A 20706-nucleotide genomic window follows, 5' to 3' on the forward strand; every position below is an offset into this window, starting at 1 on the left:
CGTGACCGAAGCTGAGGACAGCCCGAAGCCTGCTCCCGACGTCGAGGCGTTGGAGCAGGAGGGTGAGATCGCGGCCGACTATCTCGAGGGCCTGCTCGACATCGCCGACATCGACGGCGACATCGACATGGACGTCGAAGGCGATCGTGCGGTGGTGTCGATCGTCGACATCAAAGGCATCGACCTGACGGGTCCCTCCGGTGAGGTGCTCGAGGCGCTCCAGGAGCTCACCCGCCTCGCGGTGCACCGGCAGACCGGTGAGCGCTCGCGGCTCATGCTCGACGTCGGCCGCTACCGGGAGCGCCGCAGGGTCGAACTCACCAAAATCGGCTCTGCTGCGGCCAGCGACGTGAAGCGCAGCGGCGAGCCCAAGGCGCTGCAGCCGATGACGCCGTTCGAGCGGAAGATCGTGCACGATGCGGTCGCCGCGGCCGGGCTCAGGAGCGAGTCGGAGGGCGAGGAGCCGCGTCGTTTCGTGGTCGTCCTCCCCGTCTGATCTCTCCTTGTACGGAAGCCGCCGGACTCCTTGGAGCCGGCGGCTTTTTCGTGTCCACGGGTTCTTCCGTTGACAGGCGGGATCGCGGGGGGCAACGCGCCTACTGGGCCCCTCGTGGCAGGGCATGATTTGTCAGACACGACCTTCAGGTTCGTGCGGGGATGGGCCACTACCCTGGCCCGAGAGTGTTCGCGAATGAGTGAGTGATGACGGAGAGCAACGAGCTGCCCGAGGCGCCGGCCATGGCGGCGGAGGTTTTCACCGGTGACGCGCTGGACCGGGCACGGCTCTTCGCAGAGCTGCTCGCGGGGCCGGGCGTCGTTCGGGGCCTGCTCGGGCCCCGTGAGATTCCGCGCATATGGGAGCGTCACCTGCTCAACTGCGCCGTCGTCGCCGAAGCGATTCCGCAGGACGCTCGGGTCGTCGACATCGGCTCGGGGGCGGGTCTGCCGGGCCTGGTCCTGTCCATCGTTCGGCCGGACATCCAGATGACGTTGCTTGATCCGCTTTTGCGGCGAACCGTCTTTCTGTCCGAGGCGGTCGAGGCGCTGGATCTCGGCAACGCGGAGGTGGTGCGTGGCCGCGCGGAGGAGCTTGTCGGCAAACGCACCTTCGACGTGGCGACGGCTCGTGCCGTCGCCCCCCTCGACCGGTTGCTCGAGTGGTCGCTGCCGCTTCTCCGTGAGGACGGGCAGCTGCTGGCGATGAAGGGGGAGCGGGCGGTCGAGGAACTCGAAGCGGCCAGATCCCAATTGAAGTCTTCCGGAGCGCGTTCCGCCGAGCTTGTTACGGTGGGGCGCGGTAGGGTCGAGCCGCCCACCACTCTCGTTCGCGTTGTCGCGGGAGCATCCCCCGAGCCGAGTGGACGTGGTGCACGGCGGAGACGGAAGAGGTGATCGTCTTGCTGGATGCGGCAGCGGGCCTGGGTTGGCCGACGACTCCGGTCGCCCTACCCTGGGAGGTCGCGACAGCAAGCCGGCCGTCGGGGCTTGGCTGGCCTCGATTTTCCGTTTCGCAGGTCGAAAGGACGGCGACCGTGTCCCAGACCCCCCTTCAACCTGGCGATTCACCGTTGGTACGAGAGGCATTGAGCTCCGTGGTTTCACGTGAAACAGCCGCACCCCCTCTGGTGGCTGAATCTACTGTCGGTTACTCGGCCCGCCGTGACGGGGACTGGCCTCGGCCTCCCCGTTGCCGGGTACTGACCGTGGCGAACCAGAAGGGCGGAGTTGGCAAGACCACCACGTCCGTCAACCTCGCCGCGGCGCTGTCCATGCACGGGCAGCGGGTCCTCGTCGTCGACCTGGACCCACAGGGAAACGCCTCGACCGCTCTCGCGACGGACCATAGGGCCGGAACGCCTTCGGTGTACCAGGTGCTGGTGGACGACCTGTCGCTCGCGTCGATCGTGAAGCCGGTGCCGGACATGCCCGGGCTCTTCTGCGCGCCCGCCACGCTGGACCTGGCGGGCGCCGAGATCGAACTCGTCCCCATGGTGGGCAGGGAGACGCGTCTCAAGCGTGCTCTCAGCAGCTTCGACTCGATGGAGTTCGACTACATCTTCATCGACTGCCCGCCATCCCTCGGCCTGCTCACGGTGAACGCGATGGCGGCGGCGCAGGAAGTGCTCATTCCGATCCAGTGTGAGTACTACGCGCTGGAAGGGCTCAGCCAGCTCCTGCAGAACGTCGAGCTCGTGCGCGTTCACCTGAACCAGACGCTCGCGCTGTCGACGATCCTCCTCACGATGTACGACGGCCGCACGCGACTCGCCTCGCAGGTCGCGGATGAGGTGCGTTCCCACTTCGGCGACACGGTTCTCAGCTCGGTGATCCCGCGCAGCGTCCGCGTGTCGGAGGCGCCGAGCTACGGACAGTCGGTCATGACCTACGACCCGGGTTCGAGTGGCGCGATGGCGTACATGGAGGCCGCTCGGGAGATCGCCTATCGGGCGGCCACGGTCGCCGGCGCCTCGTAGGTCGACGCTCCCGGGTCCGCCTGATTGAGTCATGCGAAGGCTCGGCTGCCAGACCTTCATCACCCCGCTGTCTTCGTCGGCCGGAGGCCTCCTTTCCAGGAGGATCCTCCGGCCCTTCTTTTTGCGTGGCGGGCTCCGTGTGGCGGGCTCCGTGGGCCTGGGCCGGGTGTCCGGGCCGGGTGTGGGCCGTGCGCCTGGGCCCTGTGGCGGAACTGCGCCAGCCGGAACGCGTTGGGGGAGAGTGCGATCTCTCGCCGACGGACGATGGGCGGCGGCGTGAGCGGGTTTCTGGGGCAGGCGTCGCGACGGGCCGGGGAGAGTTTTCCCAGGGGGTGACCGACACCGGCGGCGATCCAGGAACCCTCGTCGATCGTCCGGGCCGACGTCGGACGCGGAGCTGTCTTGCCGCCAAGCCAGTGTCTGTGCGCCGATGCTCATGCGGGGGTCCATGCGGCGGTAACCTCTCGTGGTGTATGCGTAAGTGCCCAGTGGTCTCGGCCGCTGGGCACAGCCTTCTGTGCGGTGCGTAAGGAGCAGCGGTGACTCAGCAGCGTCGGGGACTGGGCAAGGGGCTCGGGGCTCTGATCCCCACGGGTCCGATCGTCGATCCAGCGGTCGCGGTGAGTGCTCCCGCTGAGGAATCGATGGACTCGGGGTTGAAGCCCGTCGAGGGGGCCTACTTCCAGGAGATCCCGGTCGCGTCGATCTCTCCCAACCCCCGCCAGCCGCGTGACGTCTTCGATGACGAGCGTCTCGAGGAGCTGTCCGCCTCCATCAAGGAGGTCGGCCTCCTGCAGCCCGTCGTCGTGCGTGCGATGGGTGGCGGCGAGTTCGAGCTCATCATGGGGGAGCGGCGCTGGCGAGCCTCGAAGCTCGCCGGCTTCGAGACCATCCCTGCCATCGTCCGCAGCACGCAGGACGACGAGATGTTGCGCGAGGCGCTCATCGAGAACCTCCAGCGCGAGCAGCTCAACTCGCTGGAAGAGGCGGCGGCCTATCAGCAACTGCTTGACGACTTCGGCGCCACCCACGAGGTGCTGGCGCGGAAGGTCGGCCGCTCGCGTTCGCACATCACCAACACCTTGCGCCTGCTGAACCTGCCGCCGAACGTTCAGGTGCGCCTGGCGGCCGGCGTGATCAGCGCGGGGCACGCCCGCGCGTTGTTGTCGCTGAACGACCCGGCCGCCCAGGAGCGACTTGCCGGGCGGATCGTTGCGGAAGGGCTGTCCGTCCGGACGGTCGAGGAGATCGTGGCGTTGGGAGATGCCACCTCGGGACCGGCTCCCCGCCAGCCGAAGCGGAAGCAGCCGACCGCCCCGGCGCTCCGCCATCTGGCCGACCGGCTCTCGGACCATTTCGACACCAAGGTGCGAGTCGACCTCGGCCAGCGAAAGGGAAAGATCGTGGTGGAGTTCTCCACGATCGACGACCTCGAGCGCATCATCGGCACGATGGCCCCTGACGCGAGCAACGCGATGCGAGGGCTCGCCCCCGAGTAGACGGCCCCCTGTTTCACGTGAAACAGAGGTTCGCCGACCATTCCCTGCTCCGCCGTCGATGTTTCACGTGAAACGGCGGGCAGGCGAACCAGATGTCGCCTGCCATGCCGTACGGACTGGGGGGCCGCGGGGGAGTCGGTCACCACGAGGCGGTAGACGCGTGTTTCACGTGAAACGCTGAGGGGGTCAGCCGCGGCGAGCGGCGACTTCGAGCAGACCCTTGCAGAGTGCGCCGAGATCCCGGCCTGCCGCCTCGGCGGCCATCGGCAGCAACGAGGTCTCGGTCATGCCGGGTGCGACGTTGACTTCAAGGAAGTACGGCCGACCGGCGGCGTCGACGATGAGGTCGGTGCGGGAGACGTCGCGGAGGCCGAGGGCGGTGTGGGCGGCAACGGCCATCGCCGTGCACGCCTGGGTCGCCTCCTCGGACAGTCGTGCGGGGGCGAAGAACTCCGTGTGGCCGGCCGTGTAGCGGGCCGCGTAGTCGTAAACCCCTTCGTCGGGCACGATTTCCACCGGAGGCAGTGCGATCGGGCCGTCGCCGAGGTCGACCACGGACACCGCGACCTCAACGCCCGTGATGTATTTCTCAATCAGGGCCGTGTCACCGTACGCGAAGCACCCGACCATGGCGGCGGGCAACTCGTCGGCGCTGCGCACGATGGAGGCGCCGAGGGCCGAGCCGCCGCGTGACGGCTTGACGAACAACGGGAGCCCGAGGTTTTCCACGATCCGCGCGAGTACGGCCGTCGCGCCCAGGTCGTGGAACGTCTCCTTGGGCAGTGAGATCGAGTCGGGGGTGTTCAGTCCCCAGGACCGCACGACCGCCTTGGCCGTCGGCTTGTCGAAGGCGACCCGGCACGCGTCCGGAGTCGCCCCGACGTACGGAACGCCGAGCAGTTCGAGGACGGACCGGATGGCGCCGTCCTCGCCCGCACCCCCGTGGAGTGTCACGAACGCCGCGTTCGGCGGATCGGCCAACACGGCAGGCACGAGCGAGGCGTCGGTGTCGCGGGTCTCGACGTCGACACCCGCCGCGCGCAACACGTCGGCGACCCGGCGCCCGGAACGGATGGACACCTCACGCTCGTAGGAAAGGCCGCCCGCCAGAACGAGCACGTGGCCGAGATCGCTCATGCCGGCCTCCCAGGGCGCGACCCGGCGTTCGCGGGCCGCGGTTCGAACCGCGGAAGGGGCAGGGAGCATTCAGGCATCGTTGGCTTGCGCACGGAGAGGGCCTTTCTCTCGCGTAGAGGTCCTGTAGGGTCGGCCCGATCAGGCTAGCCCCACCGGACCTCAGGCGAGATCGGGGCCGGGCGTGTCGATCCCGGCGTGCCACCGGGCGGTTCCCGTGCCGAACGTGTCGCGCAGCTGCAGTTCCTGCTCGATCACACCGGCCAGCCGGCGCACGCCTTCGCGGATGCGGTCGGGCTGGGGGTAGCAGTACGACAGACGCATGTGCTGGGCGCCGCCGCCGTCGGAGTAGAAGCCGGTTCCCGGGACGAACGCAACCCGCTCGGCGACCGCGCGCGGCAACAACGCCTTGGAATCGAGTCCCTCGGGCAGGGTCATCCAGACGAAGAAGCCCCCGGACGGACGCGTCCACGAGCAACCGGCCGGCATGAAGACCTCGAGTGAGTTGAGCATCGCGTCCCGCCGCTCGCGGTACAGCTCCCGGAAGGTCTTGATCTGCTCGCGCCAGGGCTGGGTCGCGAGATATTGCCCGACGGCGAGCTGCGTGAAAGTCGAGTGCGACAACACCGCCGATTCCATAGCTAGGACGAGCTTGTCGCGGATCGCGTGCGGTGCCAGGGCCCAGCCGACGCGGAAACCCGGCGCCAGGGTCTTGGAGAAGGAGCCGAGATAGACGACGCCGTCGGGATCGTCGGCCCGCAACGCGCGCAGCGGCTCCCCGTCGAAACCGAGCAGTCCGTACGGGTTGTCCTCGACCACCAGGACGCCCGCCCGCTGACAGATCTCGAGCACCTGGCGGCGGCGGACCTCGTTGAGCGTGACGCCGGCCGGGTTCTGGAAGGTGGGGATCGTGTAGAGGAACTTGACGCGGTTTCCCGCAGTCTGCAGGGCGTAGATGGTCTGCGCGAGCGACTCGGGGATGAGTCCCTCGTCGTCCATCGCGACGTGCACGACCTTGGCCTGGTACGCGCTGAACGTCCCGAGCGCGCCCACGTAGGAGGGGCCTTCGGCCAGAACGACGTCACCCGGGTCGATGAAGATCCGGGTGATCAGGTCGAGGGCCTGTTGGGAGCCCACCGTGACGACGACGTCGTCCGCGCCGGCCTCGATGCCCTCCATCCGCATGACCTCGCAGATCTGCTCGCGCAGATCGGGGTCTCCCTGGCCCGAGCCGTACTGCAGGGCGACCGGGCCGCGTTTGGCGACGAGGTCGGCGACGAGCTCGCCGACGACGTCGAGGGGGAGTGCCGTGACGTACGGCATGCCGCCGGCGAGCGAGACCACCTCGGGCCTCGACGCGACGGCGAAGAGAGCTCGGACCTCGGAGGCGACCATCCCGGTTGCGCGCGCGGCGTACCGGTCGACGTAGGCGTCAATTCGCGACCCTTGGGCCGCGCTCATTCGACCGTGATCGAGTTCATGGGTCACGGTCCACCTCCGATCACGTAGCCGAGAAATCCAGAGTACGGTAGCGCGCCACGCCGATCACAGCAGGCCCTTGACCATCAAGGGCTCTCGACCTTGCCTCGTCCATGCCGCCCGCGGACGCCTTCCGCCGTCGTGGTCACGGCCCCGGAACCCCGTGAAAACAGGGGCCGGGGGAACGTTGTGGCGTCCGGCCTGCACCCCGTGTCCCTGGGTTACGATGCCAGCTGGAGACGCCGTATTCGCGCGCTTTTCCTGGCAACACTCCTGGGCGGGGATTGGGGCAACACGTGTCGCGTCGGCTGGCCAACGTCACCCTCGACAATCTTGACGACCTGCCACGCCGGTGCCGGCAGTGCGTTTTCTGGGAGCTTGACCCCGTCGGCGGGGAGCGTGCCGTACAGGCCGGAGACCCGGGCCTGGAGAAGGAGGCGTGGATCTCCGGAACGCTCCTGGACTGGGGGAGCTGCGGGAAGATCGTGTACGTCGACGGCGTGGCCGCGGGATTCGTGCTCTACGCGCCGCCGCTCTATGTGCCCCGTTCGATCGCCTTCCCGACGTCGCCCGTCAGCTCCGACGCCGTGTTGCTCATGACGGCGCACATCATCCCCGAGTTCTCCGGGGGAGGGCTCGGGCGGATGCTCGTCCAGGGAGTGGCCAAGGATCTGACGCGCCGGGGAGTGCGGGCGATCGAGGCGTTCGGAGACCTGAAGTGGGAGCAGCCGAGCTGCCTCATGCCAGCCGAATACCTGCTTTCGGTTGGTTTTAAAACAGTTCGCCCGCATTTGCGTTTCCCGCGGCTCCGGCTGGAGCTCAAGACGGCCGTCTCCTGGCGTGAGGACGTCGAGGTGGCCCTGGAACGCCTTCTTGGATCAATGAGCCCGGAACGGGCCCTCCGGCCCGTCTGAGGCGATCTCAGGCCGTCGGCACTCTCCCGAACCGTCCCGCGAGGCCCCGTCGCGCCGCGAACCCGCGTGCCGCGGATCTCCCGCGCTGAGAATCAGGCGCTGAGAATCGGGTGCGCCCGCGAAGGCACGGCGCCCGCGAAGGCACGGCGCCCGCGAAGCCACGGCGCGCCCCTGGACTCATGACGCGGCCAAACGCGAAAACCCCCCGCGCCGACGGCAGCGGGGGGCTTTCTGTGGGTGTGTTCCGCCGGAAGGCGGTGGTACGGCTCACGCCGCAGGGGGCAGATCGTCAGATGATGCCCTCGAGCTCGCGGAGCAGCATCGCCTTCGGCTTGGCGCCGATGATCTGCTTCACGACCTCTCCACCCTTGTAGACGTTCAGCGTCGGGATCTGGAGCACGCCGTAGTCGCGCGGAGTCGCCGGGTTCTCGTCGATGTTGAGCTTGACCACGGTCAGCTTCTCGGCGTTCTCGCTTGCGATCTCCTCGAGGATCGGGGCGACCTGGCGGCAGGGACCGCACCACTCGGCCCAGAAGTCCACGATGACCGGCTTGTCACTCTTGAGGACCTCGGCATCGAAGGTGCCGTCGGTCACGCTCTTGATGGCGCCCAAGGTATCTCTCCCCTTGATCTGTGTGGTCGGTGTAACCGCGGAGCCTGCCCGCGCATTCCCGGCGTCAGCTGTGGTCGGCGAGCCAGCGCTCGGCGTCGAGGGATGCGGCGCACCCCGTGCCCGCCGCGGTGACGGCCTGCCGATAGGTGTGGTCGACGACGTCGCCCGCCGCGAACACCCCGTCGAGGTTGGTCCTCGTCGTTGGGGCGTCGACCAGGATGTAACCCTCGTCGTCCAGATCGATCTGCCCCCGGACCAGATCCGTCCGCGGATCATGCCCGATGGCGATGAAAAGGCCCGACGCGGGAAGCTCGGTCTCCTCGCCGGTCTTCCGGTTCCGGACGCGAACGCCCGAGACGCGTGTTTCGCCGAGGATGTCCACGACCTCGCTGTCCCAGACGAAGCGGATCTTCTCGTTGGCGAACGCCCGGTCCTGCATGATCCTGCTGGCGCGCAGCTCGCCACGCCGGTGGACGATGGTCACCGACTTGGCGAAGCGGGTCAGGAAGGTCGCCTCCTCCATCGCGGTGTCGCCTCCGCCGACGACCACGATGTCCTGGTCGCGGAAGAAGAACCCGTCACAGGTGGCACACCAGGACACGCCGCGGCCGGACAGGCGCTTCTCGTTCGGCAGCCCCAGCTCGCGGTAGCCCGACCCGGTCGCGAGGATGACCGACTTCGCGTAGAAGGTGTCGGTGTGCGTCTTGACGACCTTGGGATTGGCCGCCAGGTCCACCTCGACGACGTCGTCGGCCACGAGTTCGGCGCCGAACCTCTCCGCCTGCTTGCGCAGGTTGTCCATCAGGTCGGGCCCCATGATCCCGTCGGGGAAGCCGGGGAAGTTCTCCACATCGGTGGTGTTCATGAGGGCGCCGCCGGCGGTGACCGACCCCTCAAACACGAGCGGCTTGAGATCGGCTCGCGCCGAGTAGACGGCCGCCGTGTAGCCGGCAGGGCCCGACCCTATGATGATCACGTTACGGACGTCGCTCAACGGATTCGCCTTCCCGGTGCTGTTCATGCAGTGGCGTCAACAGATCCTAGGTCTTCCGGATTCCCGCCACCGTCACCACGGGCTCGACGCTCCATCGACGGTGCCGATGCCACTGATTCTGCCCTGTGGGGCGGCACCGGCATATGGGCGTGGCCCGACTCGGCCTCAGCAGGCCCTCGCGACCTTCGGCCCTCTGCCCAGCCCCGGCCGGCCTCGCAGATGAGAGAGCATCGGGACGAGCTTGGCCCGTCCCCGGGAGCAGCGGCTCTTGACCGTCCCCGCCGGTACGTCGAGCACGGTGGCCGCGTCCTCCACCGAGTACCCCATCATGTCGACCAGCACCAGAGCCGCCCGCTGGTCGGTGGGTAGGCGTTTGAGCGCCGCCTCGATCTCCATCGCGATCTCGTGCTCGTCCGTCTGGTCGGCCAGCGAGACCTCCCGGTCGGCGGCCTCGATGAGCTCGGCCTCGGCGAGGGGCCGTACGGGCTTGCGGCGCATCCGGTCGAGACAGGCGTTGACCACGATGCGGCGTAGCCACGTGGTGACCGCGGCCTCGCCGCGGAAGCTCTCCGCCTTGCGGTAGGCGGAGACGAAGGCGTCCTGTACGGCGTCGGCCGCCTCGTCGGGGTCGCCCAGCGTCCGCAGGGCGACCACCCAGAGGCGTTCACGATGGCGTTCGACGATCTCGCGGAACGCGTCGGGGTCGCCGTTCAGGTGACTACTCAGAAGTTCGGCATCCGTCGCCGCCGGGCGCGTGGTGGGCTCAGCGAGTGGGGGATCTTCTGAGTAGGTCACATACCCTGCTATGCGGATGCGGAGGAATGGACCAGTATGTCATAAATTGTCCCGCGATACTTGCCTTGGTAGGCAGGTAGTCGCGTGAACCAGACCAGGACGTACTGGCCGGTCACGGCCTTGCTCGGGGCAAGCGTGACATCTCCGGAGGCGTTGGCGTTCTTGGCCACCGTCTTTAGCGAGGACAGATCGGCGGAGTCGCCGACCTTTAACTCCACGCCGGTTCCGCCGGCGTCCGGCAGCGAGATGTCGACGTTGGCGATCGGCATCGGCTTGCCCATGTCGAGGATCAGGCCGACGCCCGACTTGAGCCGGCCCAGTTCGGCGCTGTTGTAGGTGTCGGTGTGCCAGTCTGTCGACGACTTGCCGTCGATCGCCGCGTCCGCGTACTCGGGGTTCTCCTGCTTGTCGTCACCCAGAGGGTCGAAGCCCGTGGCGCTGACCGGCTTGACGGTGACCGGCTTGGCCGACGGCGAGGAGGACGTGGGGCTGCTGCTGTTGTTGTGCGTCACCGGTGGGGTGTTGCCCAGATTCTTGCCCACGGTCCAGGCCCCCAGGCCGACCGCGGCCATGACGAGCACCACGATGATCGTCAGAAGGACCTTGCTCGCGGCCCCGGTCTGCGGACGCTGGCTGTGTTGCGGACCCTGTACGGGCGGCTGCGCCGAAGGCGTGGGCCACGGGTCCATCGTCTCCGGGGCCTCGGAGCGCAGGTTCAGCGAGGGCGGCGCGGAGGAGATCGGCGCGGGTGTCGGCCGCGGCACCTCGGACAGCGCCTCCGCGACCTCCGCGGGGGTGGTGAGCGGCGGCTGACCCCGGCGGGGTTCGTGGAGGAGTATCCGGCAGGTGATGGCGTCGAGATAGCCCGGCACGCCGGCGGTCACCTGGCGCGGCGTGCACAGCCTCCCGTAGTCGAGGGGGGCAGGCGGGAGCCCTCCGTCCATGTCGCCCGGCCAGTGGCCGGTCAGGGCGGCGTACAGCAGCCGTCCGAGCCCCTCGGTGTCCTCCCGGACCGGATCCTCGCTCGACAGGCCGAGGATCGCGGCGTCGACCGCGACACCCAGCAGTTTGACGGTGCCGCCACTCGTCCAGACGAGGCGGCTGGGCGTCAGGTGGAGATGCGTGAGCCCGGCGGCGTGGGAGTGGGCGAGCGCCTCGGCGGCCTCGGCGACCAGCGACGCGCCGCGCTCCGGCTCGATCGGCCGGCTGGTCAGCAGGTCGAGGAGAGACTCGCCGCTGACCCACTCGCTGACCACGTAGGCCGTGCCGTCCTGGTCGGCGGCGTCGAACACCTGGGTGAGGCGCGGGTCGGTCAGACGGCTGGCCGCGCGGGCGGCCAGCACCACCTCTTCGACCCGGGGGAATTCGGGACTGAACGTGTGGACGGCGACCGGCCGGGCGAGGATCTCGTCAATGGCCTTCCAGAGCGTCGCACCGCCGAATTCGGTGACCCTGTCCTCCAGCCGGAATCGATTCGCCAGCCGGGTCCCTGGTTCGACTGCGGACATACTCATAGGGCCGCCTCAATCCGCGGCTCATCGGCCTGCATCAGCCGATGCCGGGTGGTTTCGCCCACGCCTTCCCGCTTCCGCTCGCCGGTCGAACTCTAGGCGCACCATGCTAGTGCCGTGCCGGTCCTGCCCGCCTTCCCGATCGAAGAGGTCTGAATCGGACTTTTGGTCAAGCCTCTACCGTTCGGTCACTCTTGAGGACTCTTACCGTCCTACCCGGCTAGTAACGAGTCCAATGATGGAGCTCACTTCGGTGACCCGCATCCGATGGGCGGCCAGCAGGTAGAGCAGCAGGCCGAAGCCGCCGCCGGCCGCCAGAATGATCGCGGAGCTGAGTGCGGTGATCGGGGTGATCTCCCTGGTCAGCCAGAGGACGGCGAGGGCCACGACGGCCGCGGGGATCGCCGCGACGTACATCCGGGAAAGTCCCGAGGCGACCGCCCGGCCGCCGAGACCGCGGATCCTCCTGCTTGCCATCAGCCAGGCGATGCCGCTGCCGATCACGTACGTCAATGTGAACGCGAAGGCCAGACCGATCACGATGTACCGAGCAGGAAGGGTGAAATACGCAATCAGGCTCAAAGTCGCATTTATTGCGACATTTACCGCAGCGATAAGCGCAGGGGTCTTGGTGTCACCGAAGCTGTAGAAGACCCGGAGCAGAAGCTGGAAGATCGAGAACGGCACGAGCGCCAGCCCGAAGACCTGCAGCACGTTGCCGATGTAGAGCGCGTTCTCCGGGGTCATGTTGCCCCAGGAGAAGATCAGCGTGGTGACGGCGGGGCCCAGGACCATCAGCAGCAGCCCGGACGGCACGATCACCGACGACACCAGGCGCACTCCGGAGCCGAACTCCGTCCGGGCCGCGTCGAACTCCCCGTCCGCGACGTACCGGCTCATCCGGGGGAGCATCGCGGTGATCACCGACACCGCGATGATCCCGTACGGCAGCTGGAACAGCTGGAACGCGTAGGAGTAGGCGCTGTTGCCGGCGCCGGGGGCGCGGTCGCCCGCGCCGGTGGCGAGCTTGGTGGTGACCCAGAAGCCGAACTGGGTGATGCCGACGTACGCGAAGGTCCACACGGCCGTGCGCGCGGTCTCACCCAGTCCCGTGTCGCGCAACCCGAGGCGGGGCCGGAACCGGAAGCCGGCCCGGTGCAGTGCCACGACCAGCACGAACGACTGGACCACGATGCCCGCCGTCGTGCCGACGCCGAGCAGGGTGAGGTCATCGCCGCTGACCGTGTCGATGTCGGACGTTCCGACGGCCAGGTAGCCGATCCCCACTCCGATCACCACGAGGTTGTTGAGCACCGGCGCCCACATGGGGGCCGCGAACCTGTCCCGGGTGTTCAGGATGGCGCCGGCCATGGCTCCGATCCCGAAGAAGGCGATCTGCGGAAGGATGTACCTGGCGAGCGTGCTCGCCACCTCGATCTTGTGCGCCGACCAGTTGGACGCCGTGTAGAGCTCCATGATCGGCTGGGCGAGCAACACGCCGATGGCCGCGATCAGCGTGAGCACCACGATCGCGAGCGTCATCAGCCGCTGCTCGAACGCCCGCCCGCCGTCCGCGTCCCGCTTCTTCGCCCGGACGATCATCGGGACGATCACGCTGCTCAGCACGCCGCCGATCAGCAGGTCGAACAGGATGAAGGGGATCTGGTACGCGGCGTTGTACGCGTCACCGAGCGCGAAGGTCCCGATGGCCGCCGCGAGCACCGCCGTACGCAGGAAGCCGGTCAGCCGGGAGACCATCGTGCCCGCCGCCATGATCGCGCTGGCTCGGAGCATCCTGCTCATAGTTTTCCTTCGACTCGGCGGCTCGTTCGGCCGCGTACGTGCGCGGGGCGGTCCTGACGCCCTCTTCCTGGGAGTCTCGCAGAGCTACGTCGGCGGCGACTCTCGCTGGTCGCCCGGGACGACCTGGGCCGCTCCGGGCGTGGGCACGGGCTCCGGCTCGGGGGGCGTCTCCGGACTGAACGGGAAGGACTTGCGCGACCGGCGGCGGAGGATCCGCATCACCACGGCGGCCAGCATGATCGTGAGCGCTGCTCCGACGATGACCAGTGCGATGCCGGTGTAGCCGGTGGCGCGGACGGTGACGTGAACGGCGTCGCCGTAGCGTTTGCCCTCGCTTGTCAGGAGCTGGATGGCGATGGTCGCCTCGCCGCCGCCCTCCGGCACGATCACCGGCACGTTCTCGAGGCGGGTGCGCGCCTTGAGTATCTGGATCTGCTCGGACAGGTAGACCCCGCCGGGGACGTCGATCCCCAGCCTCTTCGGATCGTCCGAGGTGACCTGAATCCTTATGGTGATGGCCTGGTCGAGGCCGTTGGAGACGCTCACCGGGACCTGGCCGTTCGACCCCGCCACCGCGCGCGGTGTGTCGGTCACCTGCACGTCGTTCATGCGGTCGTCGATGGCCTTCTCCACCTGCGCGGCGAAGGCCGCGGCCCGCTTGGAGTCCCCGCGCCAGGACGACGAGGTCAGCCTGAGGATCGCGTCGTGGAAGAGCTGGGTGTGCGTCTCGGTCACCGTGGCGGCCGCGTCGGTCTTCTGGCTGAGCCTGCGGATGGTGGCCAGGTAGGACTTCCCCAGTTCTGCCTGTCGGTCGCGGTCGGTGTAGACGATGTCGGACCTGTGTACCTGGGCCTTGGTCAGCTTGATCGAGCCGAGCGTGGTCATCTGCAACCACGGAGCCGCCGCGGCGCTCTTGAGAAGCGCGGTCACGAACTTGGGGTCGGGGTTCCACAGTTCCGCGGGGGGCGCCGCGACGATCGTCCTCGCGGACTGAGCCCCCTTGGCCCCCTGAGCGCCTCCCTGCGTGCCCACGAGGGTCCCCTGGGACTGAGCGCCGGGCTGCTCGAACGCGATCATCGCGGTCTCGGCGATGAAGCGCTGCCGGGCGAGCAGCGCGCTCCCCGGAGCCGAGACGTCGCCGCCGAGGATCTGGCTCAGCGTCGGATCGGACACGATCGCCTTGAGGGGTCCGGACACGGTGTCCAGGCGTGACGCGGCGTCCGGGGTGGTCGTGACGGGCGGGTCGGGCGGCAGGGTGTCGCCGGAGAGCAGCAGCGACTTCACCCCGGCCGTGGCGAGCTCGTCGACCGCGTCGCGGTCCGTGGCACCGCCTGAAGGCCACACGACCGAGGCGGGCACCTCACGGCCGAGTTGCGCCGTTGCCGCCGCCGCGCCCCTCTGGATCGCGGCCACGGCCGGCGCGTCCAGCCCGTTGTGGACGAGAGCGGTGACGTCCGGATCCCCGTACGGCGTGGCGATCACGGGCTTGTCCGCGAGAGCCGTGCGAACGGCCTCGAACCACTGGGCCGCGGCCGCGTCCGGAGCCTTGTGGTCGTCCTTGTCGCCCTTCTCCACGGTGTACGGCCCGGCCGACGACTTGCGGGCGTCGTCGAGCACCGCGGGGTCGAGGAACCACGTCACGGTCTTGCTCGTGCTTTGGGCCAGCTGGAGCAGTTTCGCCAGGCGGCCCGAGGAGATCGACGTGTGGAGGTCGTCGTCCATGAACGTCGTGTCGTCGGCGCGGTGGGGCCGGTCGACGAGGGGCAGGGCGACCGCCAGCTTGATCTTCGGGGTCTGCTGACCCTGCGGAACATAGGTCAGGAACGTGCGATCGATGGCGATCTGCTGGCCCGTGTTGCCGTCGAGCACCTCGATGCCGAACGGGTAGACCCCTGCCGCGTTCATGCCGAGTTCCAGCGGAGTCACGCTGAACTGGAACGCCAGCTTGCCCGACTGGTCGAGCTGCGCGTACTGCACCTTGGTGTTGTACGACGTGGTGGCCGTCTGGCCGGCGGCGAACCGCGCCATGTCGGCACGGGCACGGAACGGCTGCCCGGGCGAGTAGTGGACGCGGATGCGTACAGGGGCCATCGGGGAGCCGGTCACCGTGCCCGAGATCAGGATGGGGGTGGTCGGCTCGCGCGGCACGTCAGGAGTGATCCCCCCCACCAGGAGCGGGGCGGCGGGAGCAGCAGTCTTGCCCAGACCTCGGGGAGCCGCGTCAGCCGTACCGGCCATGCTCGGGGGGACGAGCAGGGCAGTGGTCAGCAGGGTGAGTAGGGCGGCCTTACGGATCATGTGCGGGCCTGCATTGGGGTTCGGCGCACGCCCAGAATGCTATGGCCTAAGCCGTACTCATTGGGCTGGCCAGGCTTGCCAGACCGCGTCGTCTCGCCGTCGTGAGGTCGACGGGCTTGCCGGACATCAGGTCCAAAAGGTGAAAAGCACGTAGTCGTAGGGCTGTGGATCGTTCCCCGGTGGCCGTGATCACAGGCTCATCGGGATCCAGGTTGTCGATGAGGCGCTGGTCGATCAGAACGGCCAGATGGTCGGGAAGCAGGAGCGGGCAGACCAGGCCGTCGGCGTAGTCGGTCGCGGAATTCACCACGAAGGCGGAGGCGGGAACCACGCGCCTGGCGCGGAAGAGGGCTCCGACGGCCTTGGCCTTGGGCGGGGTGTCGACGGCGCCGACCACGGCCACCGGATCCCTGCCGTCCTGGTAGGAGACCTCGAAGACCCGGACGCTCACGCAGGTCGCGGCCTCGACCCCGAGGACCTCGGGAAGCTCCTGCGAGGACGTCAATGCACGAGGAAGCCGTACGATCTCATGGTGGATCTGATGGGCGAGGAGCCAGCGGTGAATCGCGAGAGCGTCTTTCATCTCTGAGCTCCTTGCTTCGTCCAACGCCCCCGAACTGACCGTAGCCTGGTGATTGCTAGGTGTGTATCTCCCCTAGGTGACACCAGGATGCGGCGGGGGAGAATCGTTCCGTGACCGAAGGACCTACCCAGCCTTGTCCGTTTCAAATCTGAGCGACCGTCAGCAGAGAGCCGTGGACGACCTGTTCAGGCGCATCGCCCCCGTCGCCGACGAGCTCGGTGAGCTGTTCGCGGCCCGTGGGCACGAGCTGGCCCTCGTCGGCGGCTCCGTTCGCGACGTCCTGCTCGGCCGAGTCGGCCACGATCTCGATCTGACCACGGACGCCAGGCCCGAACGCGTGCTCGAGATCGTCAGGGACTGGGCGGACGCCGTCTGGACGATCGGGATCGACTTCGGCACGGTCGGCGTCCGCAAGGCCGGCTGGCAGCTGGAGATCACGACCTATCGCAGCGAGTCGTACGACCCGGCGTCCCGCAAGCCCGAGGTTTCGTACGGCGACACGCTGGACGGCGACCTCCGCCGCCGGGACTTCGCGGTCAACGCGATGGCGGTCCGGGTGCCGAGCCACGAGTTCGTCGACCCGTTCGGCGGGCTGCCCGACCTGGCGGCGAAGGTGCTCCGCACGCCGGGGGCGCCGGAGGAGTCGTTCGACGACGATCCGCTGCGGATGCTCCGCGCGGCCCGGTTCGCCTCCCAACTCGGTTTCTCTGTGGATCCGAAGGCCGTCGAGGCGATGACGGCCATGGCCGGCCGGATCGAGATCGTGTCGGCCGAGCGCATCCGCGAAGAGCTGGACAAGCTGATCTGCGGGGCCGGGCCGAGAGAAGGCCTGGCCATGCTGGTGGACACGGGCCTCGCGGCCCACGTCCTGCCCGAACTGCCCAAGCTCCGGCTGGAGATCGACGAGCACCACCGGCACAAGGACGTCTACGAGCACACGCTGATCGTGCTGGAGCAGGCGGTGGAGCTGGAGACCTCGGGTCCCGATCGGGTGCTGCGGTGGGCGGCGCTCCTCCACGACGTCGGCAAGCCCAAGACCAGGCGCAACGAGCCCGGAGGCCGCGTCTCCTTCCACCACCACGAGGTGGTCGGCGCCCAGATGGCCAAAAAGCGGCTGAGCGAGCTCAAGTTCCCCAAGGACGTCGTGGCCGACGTGTCACGGCTCGTCGAGCTCCACCTGCGCTTCCACGGGTACGGCTCGGGGGAGTGGACGGACAGCGCGGTGCGCCGGTACGTCCGCGACGCCGGACATCTGCTGGAACGCCTGCACAAGCTCACCCGGGCCGACTGCACGACCCGCAACAAGCGGAAGGCGGCCGCCCTCTCCCAGACGTACGACCAGCTGGAGGAGCGGATCTCCCGGCTGGCCGAGGAGGAGGAGCTGGCCAAGATCCGGCCGGAGCTCGACGGCAACGAGATCCAGGAGATTCTCGGGCTGGCTCCCGGTCCGCTGATCGGCCAGGCCTACAAGCACATGCTGGACATCCGCATGGACGAAGGCATGATCGGCAAGGAGGCCGCCAAGGAGGCCCTCCTGAAATGGGCCCACTCCCAAGGCTTCCCCCCACCCTCGGCGTGATCATGCACAGGCTCGGGGAGAGGGCCGCTGACCAGCCCCAACCCTGGGCGTGATCATGCACGGGTTCGGTCAAGTGACCGTTGAGCAGGTACGACGCGAGTCGTGATCATGCACAAACTCGTGATGAAGGCGTCCGACCTGGGTGGTCGCCATTCGTGATCATGCAGACGCCGGGCGGTGCATGATCACGAAATGTGTAACCGCAGGTAAACGATGCGATTGCCGAATCTGCGCATGATCACAAACATGGTTGGCGCAGGTCAGTGGACATGCTCAAGAGGCTGTGCATGATCACGGTCCAGGGGGGGCTCTAGGGTGGGGGGATGAACGAGGGGGAGATCCTCCGGCTGGATGAGGACCATGTGTGGCACCCGTACGCGGCCGTGCCGTCCGCGGTGCCCGTCCATGCCGTCCGCCGCGCGGAGGGCGTGCGACTGACCCTGGCCGATGGTCGGGAGCTCGTCGACGGCATGTCGTCCTGGTGGGCGGCGATCCACGGGTACAACCACCCCCGGCTCAACGCGGCGGTACGCGATCAGCTCGACGACATGGCCCACGTCATGTTCGGCGGCCTCACCCACGAGCCCGCCGTCCGGCTGGCCGCGACGCTGGCCGGGATGACGGGCCTCGACCGGGTGTTCCTCGCCGATTCCGGCTCGGTGGCCGTCGAGGTGGCCGTCAAGATGGCCTTCCAGTACGCGTCGGCCACCGGCCGCACCGGCCGTTCGAAGCTGCTCACCGTCCGCGGCGGCTACCACGGCGACACGTTCGGGGCGATGTCGGTCTGCGACCCGGTCAACGGCATGCACCATCTCTTCTCCGGCCTGCTGCCGCAGCACGTGTTCGCGCCGATCCCTCCCGGCGAGTACGGCCTCCGCCCGGGACAGGACACGCACGCCCGGCCCGATCCGGGGTATCTCGGCGAACTGGCGGCCCTTGTCGCGACGCACGCGCACGAACTGGCCGCGATCATCGTCGAGCCGGTCGTCCAGGGCGCCGGCGGCATGCGTTTCTACGACCCCGCCTATCTCCGCCGGCTTCGTGAGCTCGCCGACGAGCACGACATCCTGCTCATCGCCGACGAGATCGCCACCGGCTTCGGCCGGACGGGCGAGATGTTCGGTTGCGACCACGCGGGGATCCGGCCGGACATCATGTGCGTCGGCAAGGCTCTGACCGGCGGTTACATGACGCTGGCAGCGACCCTGTGCACCGAGGAGGTCGCCGAGGGCATCGGCGTCCTGATGCACGGGCCCACCTACATGGGCAACCCGCTCGCGACCGCCGTGGCGGGCGCCTCACTCGAACTGCTCGCCGAGCGGCCGTGGCGGGAGGAGACCAAGCGCATCGAGGCCGGTCTCCTCGACGGCCTGGCGGAAGCCGTACGCATGCCCGGTGTGCGGGACGTTCGCGTTCTGGGCGCGATCGGGGTCATCGAGACGGTCGATCCCGTTGATGTCGCGAAAATTCAGGACATCGTGATGAGCCAGGGTATCTGGCTCAGGCCGTTCGGGCGCCTGATCTACACCATGCCCCCGTACGCCTGCGGGCCCGAGGAGATCGAGATGATCGCCGAGGCCATGGTGGCCGCCGCCGCGAGCCTGTGACGCCGTGAGGCCGCGCGCCTGTGACACCCCGACCCACTGACGGCCTGACTCTGTGACCGCGGCCCCCGTGACGCCGCGAGCGATGCCGCGAACGCACGGGAGCCGGCGAGTCAGTCTGTGGCGACGGCGGGCTCGCGGCCGGCGCCCGTGCCGGAGACGGTGATCCGGTAGATCAGGGCGCCCACCAGATACCCGAGACCGATGACGATCAGCACGACGAACGACTTGCCGTTCGCCGGGAGGAGCAGCGCGGCGATCCCGGCGCCGAGCACGGTCATGCCGTTGAAGAGCATGTCGTAGATCGAGAAGACCCGGCCCAGGTAGACCTCGCCGATCTCGCGCTGGACCACGGTGTCGGCGCAGATCTTCACACTCTGCCCGGCCACGCCGAGCACGAACGCGGCGATGTTGAGGCCCACCTCGCTGAAGGTGGAGCACAGCAGGAATCCCAGTACGCCGCAGGTGACGAGCATCAAGGGAATCCACGTCTCGATGCGGTACCGCTGGGTGGCCCAGGGCGTGATCGGCACGGCGAAGAAGAAGCCGGCGCCCGACGAGGCCAGCACGATCGTGATGCCGCGCAGCGCCACGTCGGGATCGGTGGTGAAGTAATAGCGGTACAGCATGACCACCATCGCGGTCAGCATGCCGTACAGCAGGCGGTGGGTGGCCATGCCGCCGAGAGCGGCGGCCGCTCCCTTCCGGTGCGCGATGTGCCGCGCGCCGTCGACGAGCCCGCTGACGACGTTCCGTACGGCCTCGCGCACCTGGGGGAGTGAGGGGTCGTAGGTGGGACCGAGCAGGGACCTGCTCATCGTCCGCGCGATCAGCGCGCTCAGGCCGAAGATGACCCCCGAGGTCACCAGCAGGAGAGCCGTGCCGCCGGTGCCGGCGCCGAACAGCACTCGCAGCACGAATCCGGCACCCGCGCCGACGAAGGTCACGACGGTGCCGGACGTGGGGGTGACCGCGTTGGCCGTCACGAGCCGTTCCTTGGAGACCACGTGGGGGAGGGCGGCGCTGAGGGCCGAGAGGAAGAAGCGGTTCACGCCGAGCACACCGAGAGCCGCGGCGTAGAAGACCACGTCGGACGCCCCGCCGGCCACGAGGGCGGCCGCCACGATGAGCAGGCTCCCGCGCACGATCGGCGCGATGACCAGGATCTGCCGCCTCGACCAGCGGTCGATGAGCACCCCGACGAAGGGCCCGAGAACGCTGTACGGCAACAGCAGCACGGCGAATCCCGCGGCGATCTCGGCTGCGGTGGCCTGCCGCTCGGGACTGAAGAAGGCGTAGCCCCCGACCGTGAACTGGAAGATCCCGTCTGAGAACTGGGAGACCAGGCGGGTGCCGAAAAGACGGCGGAAGTTCTGGCCCTGCAAAACCACGCGCAGGTCGGAGACAAATGACACGGCGACAGCCT

At 68.4% G+C, this 20706-nt stretch carries 17 protein-coding genes; 7 read left to right on the forward strand and 10 right to left on the reverse strand.

The features are described 5' to 3' along the window. Nucleotide 1: 1 nt before the first annotated feature. From Pka01_RS20815 to Pka01_RS20830, 4 genes are all read left to right on the forward strand, one after another. Nucleotides 2-496, forward strand: a complete 495-nt coding sequence (locus tag Pka01_RS20815) for a Jag family protein (RefSeq protein WP_203884491.1) — start codon at nt 2-4, stop codon at nt 494-496. A gap of 206 nt (nt 497-702) precedes the next feature. Continuing rightward, nucleotides 703-1392: a 16S rRNA (guanine(527)-N(7))-methyltransferase RsmG gene (gene rsmG / locus Pka01_RS20820; protein ID WP_203884492.1), complete on the forward strand. Its 690-nt coding sequence runs from the start codon at nt 703-705 to the stop codon at nt 1390-1392. 230 nt (nt 1393-1622) lie between these two features. Beyond that, nucleotides 1623-2474: a ParA family protein gene (locus tag Pka01_RS20825; protein WP_239115177.1), complete on the forward strand. Its 852-nt coding sequence runs from the start codon at nt 1623-1625 to the stop codon at nt 2472-2474. A gap of 539 nt (nt 2475-3013) precedes the next feature. After that, nucleotides 3014-3973 carry a ParB/RepB/Spo0J family partition protein gene (locus Pka01_RS20830; protein ID WP_203884493.1) on the forward strand — a complete coding sequence of 320 codons (960 nt, stop codon included), beginning with the start codon at nt 3014-3016 and terminating at the stop codon, nt 3971-3973. Between the two features lie 186 nt (nt 3974-4159). On the opposite strand, the gene Pka01_RS20835 is transcribed toward Pka01_RS20830, so the two are convergent. Together Pka01_RS20835 and Pka01_RS20840 are read right to left on the reverse strand one after the other, a co-directional pair. Beyond that, nucleotides 4160-5110, reverse strand: coding sequence for a D-alanine--D-alanine ligase family protein (locus tag Pka01_RS20835; protein ID WP_203884494.1), 951 nt, complete (start codon nt 5108-5110; stop codon nt 4160-4162). Between the two features lie 159 nt (nt 5111-5269). After that, on the reverse strand, nt 5270-6568 hold the full coding sequence (locus Pka01_RS20840; RefSeq protein WP_203884495.1) for an aminotransferase-like domain-containing protein: 1299 nt from the start codon (nt 6566-6568) through the stop codon (nt 5270-5272). Nucleotides 6569-6882: 314 nt separating this feature from the next. On the opposite strand from Pka01_RS20840, the gene Pka01_RS20845 reads away from it, so the two are divergent. Further along, on the forward strand, nt 6883-7500 hold the full coding sequence (locus tag Pka01_RS20845) for a GNAT family N-acetyltransferase (protein ID WP_203884496.1): 618 nt from the start codon (nt 6883-6885) through the stop codon (nt 7498-7500). Between the two features lie 289 nt (nt 7501-7789). Here the strand turns inward: Pka01_RS20845 and trxA are convergent, their stop codons facing one another. From trxA to Pka01_RS20880, 7 genes are all read right to left on the reverse strand, one after another. After that, nucleotides 7790-8113: a thioredoxin gene (trxA, locus tag Pka01_RS20850; protein ID WP_275409560.1), complete on the reverse strand. Its 324-nt coding sequence runs from the start codon at nt 8111-8113 to the stop codon at nt 7790-7792. A 64-nt stretch (nt 8114-8177) separates the two neighbouring features. Then, a complete protein-coding gene (gene trxB / locus Pka01_RS20855) occupies nt 8178-9107 on the reverse strand; it encodes a thioredoxin-disulfide reductase (protein ID WP_203884497.1) in 930 nt (309 codons plus the stop codon). A gap of 165 nt (nt 9108-9272) precedes the next feature. Then, on the reverse strand, nt 9273-9902 hold the full coding sequence (sigM, locus tag Pka01_RS20860; protein ID WP_203884498.1) for an RNA polymerase sigma factor SigM: 630 nt from the start codon (nt 9900-9902) through the stop codon (nt 9273-9275). Between the two features lie 8 nt (nt 9903-9910). Further along, nucleotides 9911-11416, reverse strand: coding sequence for a protein kinase family protein (locus Pka01_RS20865; protein WP_203884499.1), 1506 nt, complete (start codon nt 11414-11416; stop codon nt 9911-9913). 201 nt (nt 11417-11617) lie between these two features. Beyond that, complete coding sequence (gene murJ, locus Pka01_RS20870; RefSeq protein WP_203884500.1) at nt 11618-13216, reverse strand: murein biosynthesis integral membrane protein MurJ; 1599 nt, start codon at nt 13214-13216, stop codon at nt 11618-11620. 84 nt (nt 13217-13300) lie between these two features. Then, nucleotides 13301-15514 carry a DUF6049 family protein gene (locus Pka01_RS20875; protein WP_203884501.1) on the reverse strand — a complete coding sequence of 738 codons (2214 nt, stop codon included), beginning with the start codon at nt 15512-15514 and terminating at the stop codon, nt 13301-13303. A 46-nt stretch (nt 15515-15560) separates the two neighbouring features. Next, entirely contained in the window at nt 15561-16097 is a 537-nt protein-coding gene (locus Pka01_RS20880; RefSeq protein ID WP_203884502.1) for an aminoacyl-tRNA deacylase, read from the reverse strand. Between the two features lie 133 nt (nt 16098-16230). On the opposite strand from Pka01_RS20880, the gene Pka01_RS20885 reads away from it, so the two are divergent. Both Pka01_RS20885 and Pka01_RS20890 read left to right on the forward strand, forming a co-directional pair. Next, nucleotides 16231-17676 (forward strand): CCA tRNA nucleotidyltransferase, encoded by a 1446-nt coding sequence (locus Pka01_RS20885; protein WP_203884503.1) that lies wholly within the window; start codon nt 16231-16233, stop codon nt 17674-17676. 323 nt (nt 17677-17999) lie between these two features. Next, nucleotides 18000-19283 (forward strand): adenosylmethionine--8-amino-7-oxononanoate transaminase, encoded by a 1284-nt coding sequence (locus Pka01_RS20890; protein WP_203884504.1) that lies wholly within the window; start codon nt 18000-18002, stop codon nt 19281-19283. A gap of 110 nt (nt 19284-19393) precedes the next feature. Here the strand turns inward: Pka01_RS20890 and Pka01_RS20895 are convergent, their stop codons facing one another. Then, nucleotides 19394-20695: an MFS transporter gene (locus Pka01_RS20895; RefSeq protein WP_203884505.1), complete on the reverse strand. Its 1302-nt coding sequence runs from the start codon at nt 20693-20695 to the stop codon at nt 19394-19396. Between the last annotated feature and the right edge of the window lie 11 nt (nt 20696-20706).

The organism is Planotetraspora kaengkrachanensis, from assembly GCF_016862895.1.
GTDB lineage: Bacteria > Actinomycetota > Actinomycetes > Streptosporangiales > Streptosporangiaceae > Planotetraspora > Planotetraspora kaengkrachanensis.

What these genes read in the sequence shown, in the direction of transcription:
- rsmG (WP_203884492.1), top strand. Translation starts at nt 703, where the DNA reads ATGACGGAGAGCAACGAGCTGCCCGAGGCGCCGGCCATGGCGGCGGAG.
- Pka01_RS20835 (WP_203884494.1), bottom strand. Translation starts at nt 5,110, where the DNA reads ATGAGCGATCTCGGCCACGTGCTCGTTCTGGCGGGCGGCCTTTCCTAC.
- Pka01_RS20840 (WP_203884495.1), bottom strand. Translation starts at nt 6,568, where the DNA reads ATGAGCGCGGCCCAAGGGTCGCGAATTGACGCCTACGTCGACCGGTAC.
- Pka01_RS20865 (WP_203884499.1), bottom strand. Translation starts at nt 11,416, where the DNA reads ATGAGTATGTCCGCAGTCGAACCAGGGACCCGGCTGGCGAATCGATTC.
- murJ (WP_203884500.1), bottom strand. Translation starts at nt 13,216, where the DNA reads ATGAGCAGGATGCTCCGAGCCAGCGCGATCATGGCGGCGGGCACGATG.
- Pka01_RS20875 (WP_203884501.1), bottom strand. Translation starts at nt 15,514, where the DNA reads ATGATCCGTAAGGCCGCCCTACTCACCCTGCTGACCACTGCCCTGCTC.
- Pka01_RS20880 (WP_203884502.1), bottom strand. Translation starts at nt 16,097, where the DNA reads ATGAAAGACGCTCTCGCGATTCACCGCTGGCTCCTCGCCCATCAGATC.
- Pka01_RS20890 (WP_203884504.1), top strand. Translation starts at nt 18,000, where the DNA reads ATGAACGAGGGGGAGATCCTCCGGCTGGATGAGGACCATGTGTGGCAC.